The sequence below is a fragment of the Variovorax sp. S12S4 genome (assembly GCF_023195515.1).
GTDB lineage: Bacteria > Pseudomonadota > Gammaproteobacteria > Burkholderiales > Burkholderiaceae_C > Variovorax.
On sequence record NZ_JALPKR020000002.1, the window covers coordinates 4,048,164 to 4,065,294 of the forward strand.

Below are 17,131 nucleotides of genomic sequence, written 5' to 3' on the forward strand. Positions count from 1 at the left end.
GGCATGGGGAAAGGCGAACGGTGAGGGTAGTGATCGTCGGCGCATCCGGCTTTCTGGGGCGCGCATTCGCCGAAGCCTTCGCGCACCGCGGGGCCGACCTGCTGTGCACCGCGCGCGACGCGGACAAGGCACGCGCAGAGGCCCGCTGGCCGCAAACCCATGCGCAATGGATTTCGGCAGACCTGGCCGAGGTTCCGCCCGCTTCCTTCTGGACGGAACACCTGCGCCCCGGAGACGTGGTCATCAACGCGGCCGGCGTGCTGCGCGAGCGCCGCGCAGGCGAGTTCGATGCCGTTCACCACCTGGGGCCGGTGCAGCTCTTCGACGCCTGCGCCGCGGTGGGCGTCGCGCTGGTGATCCAGATCTCCGCACTGGGCGCCACGCCCGCCGGGCCCAGCGGCTATTACCGCAGCAAGGGAGCCGCAGACAGGCACCTGCGGCGCTGCCGGGTGGCGTCGGCCGTCGTGCAGCCTTCGCTGGTGTGGGGCGACGAGGGCGCGAGCGCGAACCTGTTCGCCTCACTTGCCGTCATGCCGGTGCTGCTGCTGCCCGGCGGCGGCGGCCAATGGCTGCAACCCGTCCACCTGCATGACGTGGTCGCCGGCGTGCTGGCGCTGGCCGAGGCGCGGCCCGTGGGCAGCCGCACCATCGCCTTCGTGGGCCCCGAGCCGGTGAGTTTGCGCACCTACCTGGCCGATCTGCGCCGGCAGCTCGGCTATGCGCACCAAGCGTGGGTGCTGCCGCTGCCCGAGCGCCTGTTCAGGTGGGGCGCGATGCTGGCGGGCCGGTGGAAGGGCAGCTTCCTGGACGCCGAAACCGCGGGCATGCTGCTGCAGGGCAATGCCGCGCCCGCGGCCGACCTGGAAGGCTGGCTCGGGCGGGCGCCGCGCTCGCACCGGGCCTTCATTCCGGCCCACGGCGTGCCGGCGCTGCGCCGCGCCGCATGGCTGCAATGGATGCTGCCGCTGCTGCGCTGGTCCGTTGCGCTGGTGTGGATCTGGACCTTTATCGTCTCCATCGGGCTCTACCCGCGCGACCAGAGCCTTGCGCTGCTGGCCCGCGTTGGCGCGAGCGGCCTGTGGGCCGAGCTGCTGCTCGACGGCGCCGCGGTGTTCGATCTGACCCTGGGCATCGGCACGCTCGCGCTGCCCGCCGCATGGCGCAGCCGCGTGCTGTGGCCGCTGCAGCTTGCCTTGATTGCCTTCTACACCGCGGCCATCACATGGGCCATGCCGGAGTTCTGGCTGCATCCCTTCGGCCCGCTCTCCAAGAACCTGCCGATGTGCGCGGCCATAGGCCTGCTGTGGGCCATGGAGCCGCCCTCGCGCCGCCGCATGCATGCCGCAGCACCCAAGCCGCCTTGAAAGCCGCACCATGGAATACCTTGTCTTGAAGTACGTGCACGTGATCTCGTCGACCCTGCTGTTCGGTACCGGCATCGGGTCGGCCTTCTACCTGCTGGCCACCACCCTGTCCGGCGACGTGCGGGCGACAGCGGTCGTCTCGCGCATGGTGGTGCGTGCCGACTGGCTCTTTACCGCGACCACGGCCGTGCTGCAGCCGGTCACGGGCCTGTGGCTGGTGCACCGCATGGGCATGCCGCTTTCCACGCCATGGCTTGCCGCTTCCCTGGTCTGCTATGCATTGGCCATTGCGTGCTGGCTGCCGGTCGTCTGGCTGCAGATGCGGTTGCGCGACCTGGCGGCGCAGGCGGCCGAAGGCAATACGCCGCTGCCGCCGCGCTACTGGCTGCTCTTCAAGTGGTGGGTGGCGCTGGGCGTGCCGGCGTTCTTTCTCTTTCTTGCGCTGTTCTGGCTCATGATCGCCAAGCCCGCGCTCGCGCTCGGCGGAGCCTGATCAGGCCATGGCCTTTGCGCGTTCTATGATGCCGCGCACCGTGAACGAAAGGGTGCAAAGGTAGCGGGCGTCGGCCGAGAGCGAGCGGCTCATCGCAAGAGCCAGCTCCTCGAAGTCCCTGTCGGCCGGCCCCTGGCCCGGATCGCCGTTCCACCTGGCAAGCGACTCGGTGATCCGGCTTTGCGCCTGCAGGTAGTCGGCCCGCAGAAGCACGCTGCGCGCAAGGAGCACGTCCAGGTTCAAAAGGTCGAGTGCAGTCATATGGCGTGCCCTTTCTTTACCCCAGCGCGGTGTCCAGCACCATCATCAGCACGAAGCCGACCATCAGGCCGCCCGTTGCAAAGGCCTCGTGTCCCTGGCGGTGCGACTCCGGAATGATCTCGTGGCTGATGACGAACAGCATGGCACCCGCCGCCAGTGCCAGGCCCCAGGGCAGCAGGGTGGCGGTCAGCGTGACCACCGTGGCGCCCAGCACCGCCATGGCCGGCTCTACCAGGCCCGAAGCCACGCCAAGGCCCACCGACATGAAACGCCCGTAGCCCACGCCGCGCAGCGCAAGCGCCACCACCATGCCTTCGGGAACGTCCTGGATCGAGATGCCCGTGGCCAGCGCGGTGGCCGCCACGGGGTCGGAGCCCGCGAAAGCGACGCCGATCGCCAGGCCCTCGGGCAGGTTGTGCAGTGCAATGGCCAGCACGAAAAGCCACACCCGCTTCAGCTTCATGGCCTTGGGCCCCTCGAGGCCCTTCACGAAATGCTCATGGGGAACCATGCGGTCGATGGCCAGCAGCAGCGCCGCGCCGAGCAGCACGCCCCCGCCCACAATGCCTCCGGCGGCCCACGCGCCGGCGCCCTGGACTCGCGCGGCCTCCAGGCCCGGGATCACGAGCGAGAACGAAGTGGCGGCGAGCATCACGCCGGCCCCAAAGCCCAGCATGGTGTCGCAGCTGCGCTGCGAGAACTGCTGCGACAGCGCCACGGGCAGCGTGCCGAGCGCCGTAGCCAACGCCGCCAGGCTCCCGCCCAGAAGTGCCCCGCGCACGCGCGCATCGCCGCGCCAGATCGCCTCGGCCGCCTCGAAGGCCAAGAGGCCCAGGCCCAGTGCAACGATGCAGAAACCAAGCACTCGACGCACGGGTCGCATCCTGGGGCCTCGGGCAAACAGCAGATCAAGAGTGGTCATCTTCGAACAGGGATACGCCCGCAAAAAAGGCGGCGACCACCATGGCCGCCGCCAAACTCGCACCCACGGGAAAAATGGTTGTCGAGCCGGTGTGTTCACCCGGTTGCAGATTCGGGGCGGGCTCGGGTGCCTCGCGTAGGAACGTTTCTCGTGTGGGTGGCAGCGCGGACTACATACGGGGCCTCCCAGGCTGATGCCCTGAGGACTTATGTTCGCAAGCGCTCTGGAGTGGCTTCTCAGCTGCCTGCGAGTTGGTCGCGCAGCGCCTGGGTGTAGCGCTCGCATTGCGACTCGAGGCGCCTTTGCTCATCGTGGCTGCGAGCGTCCTGTGCCGCCAAGCGGTAGTGGCCCAACTGGAAGGCAAGGTAAGCCGGCGCGTAGAAGCTCAGCAGCTCCGCGTCGATCCGGCAGCCGCGCCGCAAGAGGCCGTCGACCAGCCGGTCCAGCTCTTCGGCGGTCAGCCCGAACTCGGTACACGCACCGGCAACATCCCAAGCCGCGTCCTGGCAGCCGATCAGGTCGTGGCCCGCGTGGTGGTCCACCGCATCGGTCTTGAGGATGCGGTTGTCGTCCGCCAGCCATTCCCATGCGTGCATGCGGTTGTCCGTCTTCACCCGGTGCACACGGTCCTCCAGTCGCTCGGCCTGGCGTTGGAATCGATCCCATGCGGTCGCCAGTCCATTGCCAAGCGCCTGGGTGCTGTTGTGCCGCCCCATTTCACACAGCACCCGCAGCGACGCGCCGTTCTCTTCCGGTGCGGGAAAGCTGCGCACGCGACATGCGATGTAGTCCGCAACGCGTTCGACCAGGCGCGCCCTGAGCTCCGTGCATTGCAACCGGGCGAGAGACAGCGGCGCCATCTCATCGTGCCATCGCTCCACCATGAAGCCATGGCACAGGCCCGCGACGGTGGGGGAGAAACCGGCCTCCGCCAATCGCATCGCACAGCCGAAGCGCTGGCGCGCGGCGTGGCCCAGGCCGATGAACTTCACGAGCCACGTGACGTGATGGCTGTGCGCCAGGAACTTGCGCCGCTCCTGCCATGGATGAGCCGGAGGCACATCGCCTTGGCCATTGCCATGTGCGCGGCGCCATGCGCCTCCGGTGATCTCGGCAAGCGGCGCATGAAGCGGCCCGACCAGCGACTCGACCCAGCCCTGCAGCCGATGCGCGGGATGTTCGGCGCGCAAGATCAGGTCGTCGAACCCGACCACGTGCACCGAAGCTTGCGTCCACAGCGCGCGCGTTTCATCGTTGGCCTGCGCGCCCGGGCCGTTTGCGTGCCCGGGAAAGAGATGGATGCGGTCCGCCGGCACGCCTTCATCGCGCAGCCGCCGTATCACGCCCGCGATCGACGATCCCGAGAGCCCGGGCCCTTCGTCGACGATGGCATGGTGCGAGGCGGGTCTTGCAAGCGGCGCGTCGCCCAGCGAAACACCGCGATCGAAGGGATGCCCGACCGGCCTGAGCGTCAGCGGCGCAGGCGCATCGAGCGCCACCGCCGCCATCGCGGCCAGGCTGGTGCCGATGCTGCGAAGGCCGATCACGCGCCAAGGCCGGGGCCGCAGCCGCTTGGCGGCGGTGAAGTGGCCTTCCGGATAGAGCGCGTAGAACGCGTAGCCTTCAGGCTGCTTCACTTCCAGGTCGGCGGAAGCAAGCAGGGCTTCGCATGCGGCGAGCAGGTCTTCCAGCGGAGCTTGCTGCCATTCATGCGCAAAGGCTGTCTCCCACGACTGCGCGCACAGCCTGGCCACCGCCACGGTGAGCGCGATGGCGGCATTCGTCTGGGGCGACGGCGTGTCGCGCTTTCCGGCCGCGAGAAAGTGCGCATCCGCAACGCCCTGAACCAGTTCGCCCGCTTCGATGAGCGCATCGACAAGCAGGCTGTGCCTGCCAAGGCCCGCCGGCGAAGCCCGCGCATCGGCAAGCTGCCCGCGCAGCCGCGCCAGCTTTCGGGCGGCCGGCTCCCGCCGCGTCGCGTCGCCATAGACCAGCATCAGCGAATCCGCATGTGGCGGTATGCAATGGCTTGGAACGCATCGAAATCCGGAACCTCCCACGGCGCGCGGCTCAGCTCGCGATGGCGCGCCAGCCATTCGCTCCAGCACGCGAACTGCGCAGGGGAGGGCGACACCAGCGCCCTGCGGCTTTTCATCTGCTCGAGCGCATCGAGCGGTCGCTCGCCGCGAAACACCATCACGCACAGCGCGAGCGTGGCCGAGCGGCCGATGCCGTGTTCGCAATGAATGAGCACGCGTTCGCCGCGGTCGAGCGCGGCGCTGGCAAAGGCCACGCCTTCATCGAGCTGTTCGGCATCGACGCCGCACATGTCCTCGGTCGGCAAGTGCAGCAGCGTCATGCCGTGCCGGTGCAGCACGGCCTCGTCGTCCTTGGCCTCGTTGCGCAGGTCGACCACCGCACGAATGCGATGCGCGGAGGCGAGCTCTTCGGCGCGCTCCGATGGAAAGCTGCCACCGACGGCAAGCTCCTGCGTGATCCAGCTGAAGTTGGGTGTCCAGGTCGTCATCGTTCGTAGTCGTCGAAAAAAATTCATGGCAACCGGCATGCCCGCGGGGCGCCGCCTCTGTTTTCGATGCGCCACGTTATTTGCGCTCATCAATGCAGTCAACCACGCACCACGGTGCTGTCCTGTTCCTTCGCCGAAAAATTTCTGCTAGGTTTTTTCAACACGCTTACACCACCACGAACATCGGCACTCATCCGTTCTTCCTCCATGAAAATTTCAGTCCTCGGTACCGGCTACGTAGGTCTCGTCACAGGCAGTTGCCTGGCGGAGATCGGCAATGAAGTCGTCTGCTTCGACGTCGATCAACGCAAGGTCGAAATCCTGCAATCGGGCGGCGTGCCGATCCACGAGGAAGGCCTTCCGCAGCTCATCGAGCGCAACGTGCGCACCGGCCGCCTGCACTTCACGAACGATGTGGCCCGGGCCGTGCACCACGGCGACCTGATCTTCATTGCGGCCGGTACGCCGCCCGGCGAAGACGGCAGCGCCGACCTGCAATACGTGCTCGCCGCCGGCCGCAGCATCGGCCGCCACATGCAGGGCTTCAAGGTGGTGGTCGAAAAGTCCACCGTGCCGGTGGGCACCGCCGGCAAGCTGCGCGCCGCCATCGAGGAAGAGCTCTCGGAGCGCCGCAGCAATGGCGACCATGCGGCGGGCAGCGGCTTGCAGGGGCTCCCGGTCGCCATCGTGTCCAACCCCGAATTCCTGAAAGAGGGCGCGGCCGTCGACGACTTCATGCGGCCAGACCGCATCGTGGTCGGCACCGAGCCCGGCGAGGCTGGGCGACATGCCAGGGAAGTGATGACCCGCCTGTATGCGCCCTTCAATCGGCAACGCGACCGCATGATCCACATGGACGTGAAGGCGGCCGAGTTCACCAAGTACGCGGCCAACGCCATGCTCGCCACGCGCATCAGCTTCATGAACGAGCTTGCAAATCTTGCGGAGAAAGTGGGCGTCGACATCGAGCAGGTGCGCCGCGGCATAGGCTCCGATCCGCGCATCGGCTACAGCTTTCTGTATGCGGGGCTGGGTTACGGCGGCAGCTGCTTTCCCAAGGACGTGCAGGCGCTGGTGCACACCGCCGCCACGCACGGCCAGCGCCTGCAGGTGCTGGAGGCGGTGCGCGCGGTGAACGACGCGCAAAAGCAGGTGCTCATAGAAAAGATCGTCCGCCGCTTCGGCGAAGACCTGCGCGGCCGCCGCTTCGGCGTGTGGGGGCTGGCCTTCAAGCCCGACACCGACGACATGCGTGAAGCGCCGAGCCGCCTGGTGATCAAGGCGCTGCTGGTGCGCGGCGCAGAAGTCGTTGCGCACGACCCGGTTGCCATTGCCGAGGCGCGCAAGGTGCTTGCAGGCGACCTGGAGGGCATGCCCGAGCTGATTGCGCGCCTGCGCTACGTCGAGAACCCGATGCAGGCCGTGGAGGATGCGGATGCACTGGTCATCCTCACCGACTGGAAGGCCTTCAAGAGCCCCAGCTTCAGCGCATTGAAGACCGCGCTCAGGCAGCCGCTGATCTTCGACGGACGCAATCTGTACGACCCCGAGATCCGGTCGCAGGGTTTCGACTACCTGGCCATCGGCCGCTGAACAAAGACAGACAAACACACAACAGGAGCTTCGATCATGCGTGTCTACAACTCCCAACGCCGCATTCTCGTGACCGGCGGCGCGGGCTTTCTCGGGAGCCACCTCTGCGAACGGCTGCTGGCGCAAGGCCACGACGTGCTGTGCGCAGACAACTTCTTTACCGGAACGCGGCGCAACGTGGAGCACCTGCTCGGCAATCCGCACTTCGAACTCATGCGCCACGACATCACCTTTCCGCTGTATGTCGAGGTAGACCAGATCTACAACCTGGCGTGCCCCGCCTCGCCCGTGCACTACCAGCATGACCCGGTGCAGACCACCAAGACCAGCGTGCATGGCGCCATCAACATGCTCGGCCTGGCCAAGCGGGTGCGCGCGCGCATCCTGCAGGCTTCCACCAGCGAGGTGTACGGCGACCCCGACGTGCATCCGCAGCCCGAGAGCTACTGGGGCAAGGTCAACCCGATCGGCGTGCGCAGCTGCTACGACGAAGGCAAGCGCTGCGCCGAGACGCTGTTCTTCGACTACCACCGCCAGCACCAGGTCGACATTCGCGTGGCGCGCATCTTCAACACCTACGGGCCGCGCATGCATCCGCGCGACGGGCGCGTGGTGTCCAACTTCATCGTGCAGGCGCTGCGCGGCGACCCCATCACCATCTACGGCGAAGGCCTGCAGACGCGCAGCTTCTGCTTCGTCGATGACCTGGTGGAAGGGCTCAACCGCTTCATGGACGCTTCGGCCGGCGGGCCCGGCCCGGTGAACATCGGCAACCCGGTCGAGTTCACCGTGCGCGAGCTTGCAACCCTGGTCATCAAGCTGACGGGCTCGTCATCGAAACTCGCATTCGCACCGCTGCCTTCGGACGACCCTATGCAGCGCCGGCCCGACATCCGCCTTGCCAAGGAGATGTTCGGCTGGCAGCCCAGCGTGCAGCTCGAAGAGGGCCTGTGCAAGACCATCGAATACTTCGATGGCCTGCTCTCGGCCGGAGAGCTTTCGCCGGCTCAGCTCGCGGGCATGCGCGACGGCGCCGTGGTGCCGGCGGCCGCAAAGGGCAACACCGTACACGCGCGGTTCGACGCATAGCGCCGGACCATGCTCGCGCAGAACTCGGCAAACTCCTCGGGTTGCTGCGGCGGGCTGGTGTGGTGCGGCGCAATGCCGCGGTGCTCGGGCGTGAAGCAGAAGGTGAGCGTCACGTCGAAGTCTTCCAGCGCGCGCATCTGCCGGTCGAACCACCGCTCGGCGTTCGGCCGGAAGCTGTCGGCCCAGCTCAGCCCGGTGCGCAGGTGGCGCACGCCCAGCCGCTCGAGCCAGCGCACCGCGTCGTCGAGCCGGTGGTCTTCGAAGTGGAACCACTGGCAAATGCCCATCGATGGCGTGTAGCTTGCAAATTGCTCGCATGCGAGCTTGGGCGTGCCGTCTTCGCGCAGCAGGCCCATGTGAAAGTGGCGGTAGTAGCTCGATCCCTCGGCTTCGCGGTGCCGCGTGGTGGCCGGCCAGGCCTGGGGAAGGTCGTAGAGCGAATACCAGAAGATGCGCGGCACCCGGCCGATCAGCAGCTCGGCCGTGCGGCGCAGCCCGAACTCCTGCACCTCTTCAGCGCCGAAGGTCGACACGCCCACTTCGGTCACCCACACCGGCAGGTGCGTCACCGCCTCGATCTCCGCGATGCGGCGCGGCCATTCGTGGATCTGCCAGTTGTTCCAGTCCAGCGGAAAGCCGTGCACCGCCACCGCGTCGAGCCCGTCGAGCACGCCCCGGTCGCGGAGACCCGCCATGAAGTGCGCGTCGATGGGTGATATACCGCCCAGCACCTGCGTGAGCGTGCTGTTCTCCGCGCGGACGGCACTCGATGCCAGCTTGACCATCTGTGCGTAAGCAGACCAGTCGGGGTCGAGCTCGAGGTCCCAGTGCGACTTGTTGTTGGGCTCGTTCCAGAACTTGACGGCTTCGATCATGCGAGCTTGCTCCTCTTCGTGTGGCGCGGTGCATGTTCATGCGCGCGGGGTTTGCGTTCGGGCGGCGCGGCGGCTTCGGCGTCGCCGCGAATGAACGCCTCCACCAGTTCGCGGGCCTCGTCGTCGGTGAACTGCTGCGGCGGGGACTTCATGAAATAGCTCGAAGGCGCCAGCACCGCGCCGCCCACGCCGCGGTCGAGCGCGAGCTTGGCGCAGCGCACCGCATCGATCACCACCCCGGCGGAGTTGGGCGAGTCCCACACCTCGAGCTTGACTTCGCACTGCAGCGGCACGTTGCCGAAGGTGGTGCCCTCCATGCGGATGTAGCACCACTTGCGGTCGTCCAGCCACGGCACATGGTCGCTCGGGCCCACATGCACGTCGGAGGCCCTCATGGGATGGCCGAGCTGGCTCGTGACGGCCTGCGTCTTCGAGATCTTCTTGGAAAGCAACCGCTCGCGTTCGAGCATGTTCAAGAAGTCGGTATTGCCGCCGAAGTTGAGCTGGTAGGTGCGGTCCAGCCGGACGCCGCGCTTCCTGAAAAGATCGGTCAGGATGCGATGCACGATGGTCGCGCCCACCTGCGACTTGATGTCGTCCCCGATGATCGGCAGGCCACGCTCGGCAAAGCGCCTCTCCCACTCGGGCCGCGAAGCAATGAACACCGGCACGCAGTTGACGAAGGCGCAGCCGGCCTCCAGCACCTGCTGCGCATACCACTGCGTCGCTTTCTCGGAGCCCACCGGCAGGTACGACACCACCACGTCGGTCTTCGTCTCCTTCAGGATCTTCGCCACGTTCTGCGCCTTGCCGGGCGCAAGCGGCACCACGTCCTTCAGGTAGGCGCCAATGCCGTCGTGCGTGGGGCCGCGGTGCACCTGCACGCCCAGCTTGGGCACATCGGCAAAGCGAATGGTGTTGTTGGGCGCTTCGTAGATGGCTTCGCCCAGGTCGCGCCCGACCTTTTGCGCATGCACGTCGAAGGCGGCACTGAACTCGATGTCGGACGGGCGGTAGCCCGCGAGATCGAGGTGCATCAGGCCGGGAATGAAGTCGGTGCCCTGGGCGTTGCCATAGAAGTGAACACCCTGCACCAGCGAGGAGGCGCAGTTGCCCACACCGACGATTGCGACACGTATCTTGCTCATGTTGGAGACCTTTGCGAGAGCCGCCGCGCGTGCGCAGGGCGGACGTGATTGAACACAAAGCCGAAGCTTTGTTCCTTCGCAATCTACGCTCGTTTGAAGCCTCGCGCGCACGTGAAACACCCTCGATGCACAGACCCAACTCTGCAGTGGCGTAACAGGGCAACGCGCCTACACACAGGTAAGTACCTTCGCACATGAAGGCGGCAATTCTTCGTCGAATTTAGGGCTTCGCCAAGGCGTTGAAAAAGAAGATATCTCCCTCGACGATTCGCCGGCGGCTCAAACAAAAAGGGGTTTCATGTCGCAGCAAATTCTCATTACCGGCGGCGCCGGTTTCATCGGCTCGCATCTCGCAGACGAGCTTCTCTCCCACGGCTATCGCGTTCGCGTTCTCGACAACCTTGCGCCGCAGGTGCATGGCGACAGTGGCCGCAGGCCCGACTACCTTGAGGCCGATATCGAACTCGTCGTTGGCGACGTGTGCGACCCGGCCGCGGTGCGCGATGCGCTCAAGGGCGTGGACGCGGTCTACCACTTCGCGTCGGCAGTGGGCGTGGGCCAGAGCATGTACGAGGTGGCGCACTACACGCGGGTGAACAACCTGGGCACCGCGGTGCTGCTGGAGGCGCTGATCGAGAAGCCGGTGAAGAAGCTGATCGTCGCATCGAGCATGAGCCTGTATGGCGAAGGCCTTTACCGCACCGCAAGCGGCGAGCTCCGCACGGTGCAGGAGCGCACGCTCGAGCAGCTGCGGCGCGGCGACTGGGAGTGGCGCGACGAAGACGGGCTGGCGCTGGTGCCCGCGCCCACGCCGGAAGACAAGGCCCCCGCGCTCGCATCGGTGTATGCGCTCTCCAAGTTCGACCAGGAGCGCATGTGCCTCATGATCGGCCGGGCCTACAACATTCCGACCGCGGCGCTGCGTTTCTTCAACGCCTATGGCCCGCGGCAGGCGCTGTCGAATCCCTACACCGGCGTGCTCGCGATCTTTGCGTCGCGCCTGCTCAACGACAGTCCTCCCAAGATCTTCGAAGACGGGCACCAGCAGCGCGACTTCGTGAGCGTGTATGACATTGCGCGCGCCTCGCGGCTCGCACTCGAAATGCCGGCCGCGGCGGGCGAGGTGTTCAACATCGGCAGCGGCGAGGCCTACAGCGTGCGCGACATCGCACAGCGCGTGGCCGAGGCCGTGGGCAAGGAAAACCTGCTGCCCGAAATCACCGGCAAGTACCGCGTCGGCGACATACGGCACTGCTACGCAGACATATCCAAGGCTCGCCGCGTGCTGGGCTATTCGCCCCGCGTGAGCCTGGAAGACGGCCTGGCCGAGCTCGCGGCCTGGCTGGAGGGGCAAGCGGCGGTCGACCGCGTGGCGCAAGCGAGCGCAGAGCTTTCCGCCCGCGGGTTGGCCATATGAACAGCCGGGACGCAGTACTCACTCCCCGGCGCGCGCTCAACGGCAAGGATCGGGTCACGCTCATCACGGGTGGCGCGGGCTTCGTGGGGGCCAACCTCGCGCACCGGCTGCTGTCCGAAGGCCGCCGCGTGCTGGTGTTCGACAACCTCTCGCGCCCCGGCGTGGAACGCAACCTCGACTGGCTGCAGCAGAACCATGCGACCGGGCTCGACGTGGCGGTGGCCGATATTCGCGATGCCGCCGCGGTGGAGCGCGCGGTTGCGCGGGCCGACCATGTCTTTCATTTCGCGGCGCAGGTGGCAGTGACCACCAGCCTGGTCGACCCGCGCGAAGACTTTGCGGTGAACGCGCTGGGCACGCTCAACGTGCTGGAGGCGGCCCGCGCGCAGCCGGTGCCGCCCTCGGTGCTCATGACCTCGACCAACAAGGTCTACGGCGGCCTGGAAGACGTGGAGCTCAAGCTCGAGGGCCAGCGCTATGGACCGGTGGCGGCCGACATTGCAAGCCATGGCATTTCCGAAGCGCGGCCGCTCGACTTTCACAGCCCCTACGGCTGCTCCAAGGGAACGGCCGACCAGTACGTGCATGACTACGCGCGCAGCTACGGCATGAAGACCGTGGTCTTCCGCATGAGCTGCATCTACGGCCAGCGCCAGTTCGGCACCGAAGACCAGGGCTGGGTGGCCCACTTCCTGTTGCGCGCGCTCGATGGCGAACCCATCACGCTCTTCGGCGACGGCAAGCAGGTGCGCGACATTCTGTTCGTCGACGACCTCGTCGATGCCTTCGTGCTGGCGCAGCGCAATATCGGCAAGCTGGCCGGCGGCGCCTTCAACATCGGCGGCGGGCCGCGCAACGTGATCAGTTTGCTCGATCTACTGGACCAGATCGAAGTGCTCGAAGGCAAGCGCCCCGAGACCGCGCATGAAGACTGGCGCACCGGCGACCAGCGCTACTACGTCTCGGACACGCGCCGCTTCGAGGCCGCCACGGGTTGGCGGCCTGCCATCGACGCGCGGCACGGCATCGAGCGCCTGCACCAGTGGCTGCGAGAGATGCGGGCGCAACCCGCCACCGCACGCAAGAGCGGCCAGCGCCGCCCGGTGCTTGCAGCGGCCGAGAGGTGAGCATGTTCGCCAGTGTCATTGCTTCGCCGGGACAGGCCGTCCTGCGGCAGGTGGATACGCCCGAACCCGCTGCGGGCCAGGTGCTGCTCAAGCTCGAGGGCTCGGGCGTCTGTGCATCGAGCCTGCCGCTGTGGGAGGGCCGCTCCTGGTTCGAATACCCGCAGCCGGCCGGTGCGCCGGGGCACGAAGGCTGGGGCCGCATCGCGGCTGTGGGCGAGGGCGTCACCGGCCTGGCCGTGGGCGACCGCGTGGCCGCGCTCACCTACCGCGCGCATGCCGAATACGACGTGGCCGATGCGGGTTCGGTGGTGCCGTTGCCGGCCTCGCTGGCCGATGTGGCCATGCCCGGCGAGCCGCTCGGCTGCGCGGTCAACATCTTTCGCCGCAGCGACATCCGCGCCGGCCAGACCGTGGCCATCGTCGGCATCGGGTTTCTCGGCGCCGTTCTCACGCGGCTTGCCACGCAGGCCGGCGCTCGGGTCATCGCCATCTCGCGCCGGCCCTTTGCGCTGGAGGTCGCGCGCCAGGCGGGCGCCGCGCACACCATCGTGATGGACGACCATTGGCGCATCCTGGACGAGGTGAAGCGCCTCACCGGCGAGAAGATGTGCGAACGCACCATCGAGGCCGTTGGCCTGCAGTGGCCGCTCGACCTGGCCGGAGAGATCACCGGTGAGCGCGGCCGCCTCGTGATTGCGGGCTATCACCAGGACGGGACTCGCCAGGTCAACATGCAGATGTGGAACTGGCGCGGCATCGACGTGATCAACGCGCATGAGCGCGACCCGCGCATGTATGTGCAGGGCATCCGCGAAGCCGTCGACATGATGGCCGCGGGCGTGCTCGATGCCGAGCCGCTCTTCACGCACCGCCTGCCGCTCGACAGGCTGGGCGAGGCGCTGGAGCTCACGCGCACGCGGCCCGACGGTTTTCTGAAAGCGGTGGTGACCACGTGAGGGCCGCGCACATGGTGAATGCGCTGGAGCCGGGGATGGCGACGGTGTCGTCCGAAGGCATACCGGCCGCGCCGCTTCGAAGGCCCCGGCTCGGTTTTCTCGGCGTGGGCTGGATCGGCAGGAACCGCATGGAAGCCATTGCGAAAGACGGCTCCGCGGAAATCGCTGCAGTGGCGGATGCAGAGGCCGATGCATGCGAAGCCGCATGCGCACTGGCCCCCGGCGCGGCCAGCTTGCGCTCGCTCGACGCGCTGCTCGAGCGCGAACTCGACGGCCTGGTGATCGCCACGCCAAGCGCGCTTCATGCCCGGCAGGCCGAAGCGGCACTCGCGCGCGGCATGGCGGTGTTCTGCCAGAAGCCGCTGGCACGCACGGCCGAGGAAACCAGAGGCGTGATCGACGCAGCGAAGCGCGCGAACCGGCTGCTGGGCGTCGATCTTTCTTACCGGCGCACGGCCGGCATGCAGCGCATTCGCGAGCTCGTGTCCGCCGGCGAGATCGGCGAGGTGTATGCCGTCGACCTGGTGTTCCACAACGCCTACGGCCCCGACAAGCCCTGGTTCCGCGACCCGGTGCTTTCCGGCGGCGGCTGCGTGATCGATCTGGGCATCCACATGGTCGACCTGGCGCTCTGGACCCTGGGCTTTCCGCGCGTCGAGGCGGTGTCGAGCCGCCTACATGCCGGCGGCCGGCGCTTGGCGCTGCCTTCGGCGGTTGTCGAAGACCATGCGGTGGCGCAGATCGACCTCGCGGGCGGTTGCGTGGCGCGGCTCGCCTGCTCGTGGAACCTGCCGGCCGGCCGGGACGCCGTCATCGAAGCCAACTTTCATGGCACGCGCGGGGGCGCCTCGTTCCGCAACGTGAACGGCTCGTTCTACGACTTTGTCGCCGAGCGCTTCGACGGCACGCGTGCAATCCCGCTCGCCTCGCCGCCTGACGACTGGGGCGGGCGCGCCGCTGTGCACTGGGCGCGCGCGCTCGCGAACGGCGGTGCCTTCGATCCCGAGATCGAGCGGCTGACCGAGGTGGCGGCCTTGCTGGACGCGATCTATGAACGCTGAAACACCGCAACAAGCGCCGCGCCATGTGCTGATGACGGCCGACACGGTCGGCGGCGTCTGGAGCCACGCATTGGAGCTTGCCGCTGCGCTCGCCGAGCGGGGCGTGCGCGTTTCGCTGGCCACCATGGGCACGCTGCCCACGCCGGCCCAGCGCGCGCAGGCCGCGTCGCTCCCGGGCCTGGAACTGCACGCGAGCGAGTGGCGCCTCGAGTGGATGGAGAGCCCGTGGGACGACGTGCGCCGCGCCGGCCAGTGGCTGCTGGGACTCGAACACGAACTGGCTCCCGACGTGGTGCACCTGAACCAGTTCGCTTTCGGCGCGCTGCCGTTCGCGGCGCCAAAGCTCGTGGTGGCCCATTCGTGCGTGGCCTCATGGTGGCGCGCGGTGCATCGCCAGCTTGCGCCGGCGAGCTGGGACACCTACCGCCACGCGGTGCGGCGAGGGCTCGACGGGGCGGACCTCGTCGGCGCGCCGACGGAAGCCATGCTCTCGTCGCTTGCGCTCGACTACGGGTACATCCACGGCGGCCTCGTGCTGCCCAACGGCCGCAGCGCGGGCATGTTCGCTCCCGGCGACAAGGAGCCGGTCATTCTCTCGGCCGGCAGGCTGTGGGACGCCGCCAAGAACGTGTCGGCACTGCAGGCCGTGGCCACCCGTTTGCCCTGGCCGTTGTGCGTGGCTGGATCGGCATCGGCACCGGGTGCCGGCGAGAAAAGCATCCAGGCGCCCGGCGTGCTGTGGCTCGGCGAACTGGCTCCCGACGACATGGCCGCGCAGTTCGCGCGTGCATCGATCTATGCCTTGCCCGCACGCTACGAGCCCTTCGGCCTCTCGGCGCTCGAGGCGGCGCTTTCGCAATGCGCGCTGGTGCTGGGCGACGTGCCGAGCCTGCGTGAGGTGTGGGGCGACGCCGCGCTGTATGTGCAGCCGGACGACCACGATGCGTTGCAAGCGGCCTTGATGCGGCTGATCGACGATGCGCCGCTGCGACAGCAGATGGCGCGCCGGGCAGCGGAGCGTGCGCGGCACTTCACGCCGGCGCGCATGGCAGGCGCCTACATGTCAGCCTACGGCCGCTTGCTCGCGCCGGCAGCGTCCCGCGCGGGCGGCGCCGGCCGCGCCCGAAGAAAAACAAAGGAGGCCGCATGCGCTTCGTGATGTTCTGCCATTCGCTCGTATCCGACTGGAACCATGGCAACGCGCATTTCTTGCGCGGCGTGTGCAGCGAGCTGCTTGCGCGCGGCCACGAGCTTGCGGTGTACGAGCCGCACGGCGCATGGAGCCGCACCAACCTCGAGGCCGAGCACGGCCAGGCGCCGCTCGAAGAGTTCGCGCGGGTGTACCCGGAGCTGCACAGCACCACCTATGACCCCGCCACGCTCGATCTCGACGAGGCGCTGCAAGACGCCGACGTGGTGCTGGTGCATGAATGGAACGACCATGCGCTGGTGCGCCGCATCGGCCTTCACCGGCGTGACGGCGGCCGCTACCGGCTTTTCTTTCACGACACGCACCACCGCTCGGTGACCGAAGAAAAGAGCATGGCCGGCTACGACCTCTCGCACTACGACGGCGTGCTGGCCTTCGGCAACGTGATCCGCGACCTGTACCGCAAGAAGGGCTGGGCGCGCCGTGCGTGGACCTGGCACGAGGCGGCCGACATCCGCCACTTCCATCCGATACCGGATGAAGTGGAGGAGGGCGACCTGGTCTGGATAGGCAACTGGGGCGACGACGAGCGCGAGGCCGAGCTCGACGAGTTCCTGCTCCAGCCGGTGCACGACCTGCGGTTGCAGGCGCGCGTGCACGGCGTGCGCTACCCCGACAGGGCGCTCGACCGCCTGCGCGCGGCCCGCATCCACTTCGGCGGGTGGCTCCCCAACTACCGGGCGCCGCGCGTCTTTGCCCGCCACCGCGTCACGGTGCACGTGCCGCGCAGGCCTTATGTGCAGGCGCTGCCGGGCATTCCGACCATTCGTGTGTTCGAAGCGCTGGCCTGCGGCATTCCGCTGGTTTCCGCGCCGTGGAACGATGCCGAGGGCCTGTTCACGCCCGGCCGCGATTTTCTGGTGGCCGAGGACGGCGCCGCCATGCGACGCCACTTGCGCGACGTGCTGCACGACACCGACCTGGCGCGTGCACTGCGTGAGCAGGGCCTGGAAACCGTGCTTGCCCGCCACACCTGCGCCCACCGCGTCGACGAGCTGCTGACCATTCACGCCGAGCTCGAAGACGAGCCCACCCACCTCCGGAGCATTCCCGCATGAAGAAAAAGATGAACATCGCCTTCTTTGCCT

16 protein-coding genes are annotated in these 17,131 nt (G+C 67.7%); 10 read left to right on the plus strand and 6 right to left on the minus strand.

All coding sequences use genetic code 11. From position 1 onward, the window contains the following. Nucleotides 1-20 precede the first annotated feature (20 nt). Nucleotides 21-1,364, plus strand: coding sequence for an SDR family oxidoreductase (locus tag M0765_RS19965; protein WP_258505550.1), 1,344 nt, complete (start codon nucleotides 21-23; stop codon nucleotides 1,362-1,364). Between the two features lie 10 nt (nucleotides 1,365-1,374). Further along, nucleotides 1,375-1,857: a DUF2269 family protein gene (locus M0765_RS19970; RefSeq protein WP_258505551.1), complete on the plus strand. Its 483-nt coding sequence runs from the start codon at nucleotides 1,375-1,377 to the stop codon at nucleotides 1,855-1,857. On the opposite strand, the gene M0765_RS19975 is transcribed toward M0765_RS19970, so the two are convergent. From M0765_RS19975 to M0765_RS19990, 4 genes are all read right to left on the minus strand, one after another. Next, on the minus strand, nucleotides 1,858-2,118 hold the full coding sequence (locus tag M0765_RS19975; protein WP_258505552.1) for a hypothetical protein: 261 nt from the start codon (nucleotides 2,116-2,118) through the stop codon (nucleotides 1,858-1,860). A gap of 16 nt (nucleotides 2,119-2,134) precedes the next feature. Beyond that, on the minus strand, nucleotides 2,135-3,001 hold the full coding sequence (locus tag M0765_RS19980) for a ZIP family metal transporter (RefSeq protein WP_258505553.1): 867 nt from the start codon (nucleotides 2,999-3,001) through the stop codon (nucleotides 2,135-2,137). Between the two features lie 275 nt (nucleotides 3,002-3,276). Then, complete coding sequence (locus tag M0765_RS19985; protein WP_258505554.1) at nucleotides 3,277-5,037, minus strand: hypothetical protein; 1,761 nt, start codon at nucleotides 5,035-5,037, stop codon at nucleotides 3,277-3,279. Beyond that, nucleotides 5,037-5,567 carry a protein-tyrosine phosphatase family protein gene (locus M0765_RS19990; RefSeq protein WP_258505555.1) on the minus strand — a complete coding sequence of 177 codons (531 nt, stop codon included), beginning with the start codon at nucleotides 5,565-5,567 and terminating at the stop codon, nucleotides 5,037-5,039. Before M0765_RS19990 ends, M0765_RS19985 begins: the two co-directional genes overlap by 1 nt. 207 nt (nucleotides 5,568-5,774) lie before the next feature. Here M0765_RS19990 and M0765_RS19995 point away from each other — a divergent pair, with 207 nt between their 5' ends. Both M0765_RS19995 and M0765_RS20000 read left to right on the plus strand, forming a co-directional pair. Beyond that, nucleotides 5,775-7,160: a UDP-glucose dehydrogenase family protein gene (locus M0765_RS19995; RefSeq protein WP_258505556.1), complete on the plus strand. Its 1,386-nt coding sequence runs from the start codon at nucleotides 5,775-5,777 to the stop codon at nucleotides 7,158-7,160. Nucleotides 7,161-7,196: 36 nt separating this feature from the next. Beyond that, a complete protein-coding gene (locus M0765_RS20000) occupies nucleotides 7,197-8,249 on the plus strand; it encodes a UDP-glucuronic acid decarboxylase family protein (protein WP_258505557.1) in 1,053 nt (350 codons plus the stop codon). On the opposite strand, the gene M0765_RS20005 is transcribed toward M0765_RS20000, so the two are convergent. Both M0765_RS20005 and M0765_RS20010 read right to left on the minus strand, forming a co-directional pair. Continuing rightward, nucleotides 8,168-9,124: a glycosyl hydrolase gene (locus M0765_RS20005; protein WP_157613243.1), complete on the minus strand. Its 957-nt coding sequence runs from the start codon at nucleotides 9,122-9,124 to the stop codon at nucleotides 8,168-8,170. The genes M0765_RS20000 and M0765_RS20005 overlap by 82 nt on opposite strands. Continuing rightward, nucleotides 9,121-10,272 (minus strand): inositol-3-phosphate synthase, encoded by a 1,152-nt coding sequence (locus M0765_RS20010; RefSeq protein WP_258505559.1) that lies wholly within the window; start codon nucleotides 10,270-10,272, stop codon nucleotides 9,121-9,123. The genes M0765_RS20005 and M0765_RS20010 overlap by 4 nt, the downstream gene beginning before the upstream one ends. Before the next feature lie 298 nt (nucleotides 10,273-10,570). Here M0765_RS20010 and M0765_RS20015 point away from each other — a divergent pair, with 298 nt between their 5' ends. Genes M0765_RS20015 through M0765_RS20040 form a run of 6 tightly spaced genes read left to right on the plus strand, consistent with a single transcriptional unit; the run spans nucleotide 10,571 to nucleotide 17,101 of the window. After that, nucleotides 10,571-11,689 carry an NAD-dependent epimerase/dehydratase family protein gene (locus tag M0765_RS20015; protein WP_258505561.1) on the plus strand — a complete coding sequence of 373 codons (1,119 nt, stop codon included), beginning with the start codon at nucleotides 10,571-10,573 and terminating at the stop codon, nucleotides 11,687-11,689. Next, the gene (locus M0765_RS20020) at nucleotides 11,686-12,816 is read left to right on the plus strand and encodes an NAD-dependent epimerase/dehydratase family protein (RefSeq protein ID WP_258505563.1); all 1,131 of its coding nucleotides are present in this window, start codon (nucleotides 11,686-11,688) and stop codon (nucleotides 12,814-12,816) included. The genes M0765_RS20015 and M0765_RS20020 overlap by 4 nt, the downstream gene beginning before the upstream one ends. 2 nt (nucleotides 12,817-12,818) lie before the next feature. Then, nucleotides 12,819-13,772 (plus strand): MDR/zinc-dependent alcohol dehydrogenase-like family protein, encoded by a 954-nt coding sequence (locus M0765_RS20025; protein ID WP_258505565.1) that lies wholly within the window; start codon nucleotides 12,819-12,821, stop codon nucleotides 13,770-13,772. Further along, nucleotides 13,769-14,833: a Gfo/Idh/MocA family protein gene (locus M0765_RS20030; protein WP_258505566.1), complete on the plus strand. Its 1,065-nt coding sequence runs from the start codon at nucleotides 13,769-13,771 to the stop codon at nucleotides 14,831-14,833. Before M0765_RS20025 ends, M0765_RS20030 begins: the two co-directional genes overlap by 4 nt. Further along, nucleotides 14,823-15,992, plus strand: coding sequence for a glycosyltransferase family 4 protein (locus M0765_RS20035; protein ID WP_258505567.1), 1,170 nt, complete (start codon nucleotides 14,823-14,825; stop codon nucleotides 15,990-15,992). Before M0765_RS20030 ends, M0765_RS20035 begins: the two co-directional genes overlap by 11 nt. Next, nucleotides 15,980-17,101 (plus strand): CgeB family protein, encoded by a 1,122-nt coding sequence (locus tag M0765_RS20040; protein ID WP_258505568.1) that lies wholly within the window; start codon nucleotides 15,980-15,982, stop codon nucleotides 17,099-17,101. Before M0765_RS20035 ends, M0765_RS20040 begins: the two co-directional genes overlap by 13 nt. The last annotated feature ends 30 nt before the right edge of the window (nucleotides 17,102-17,131 follow it).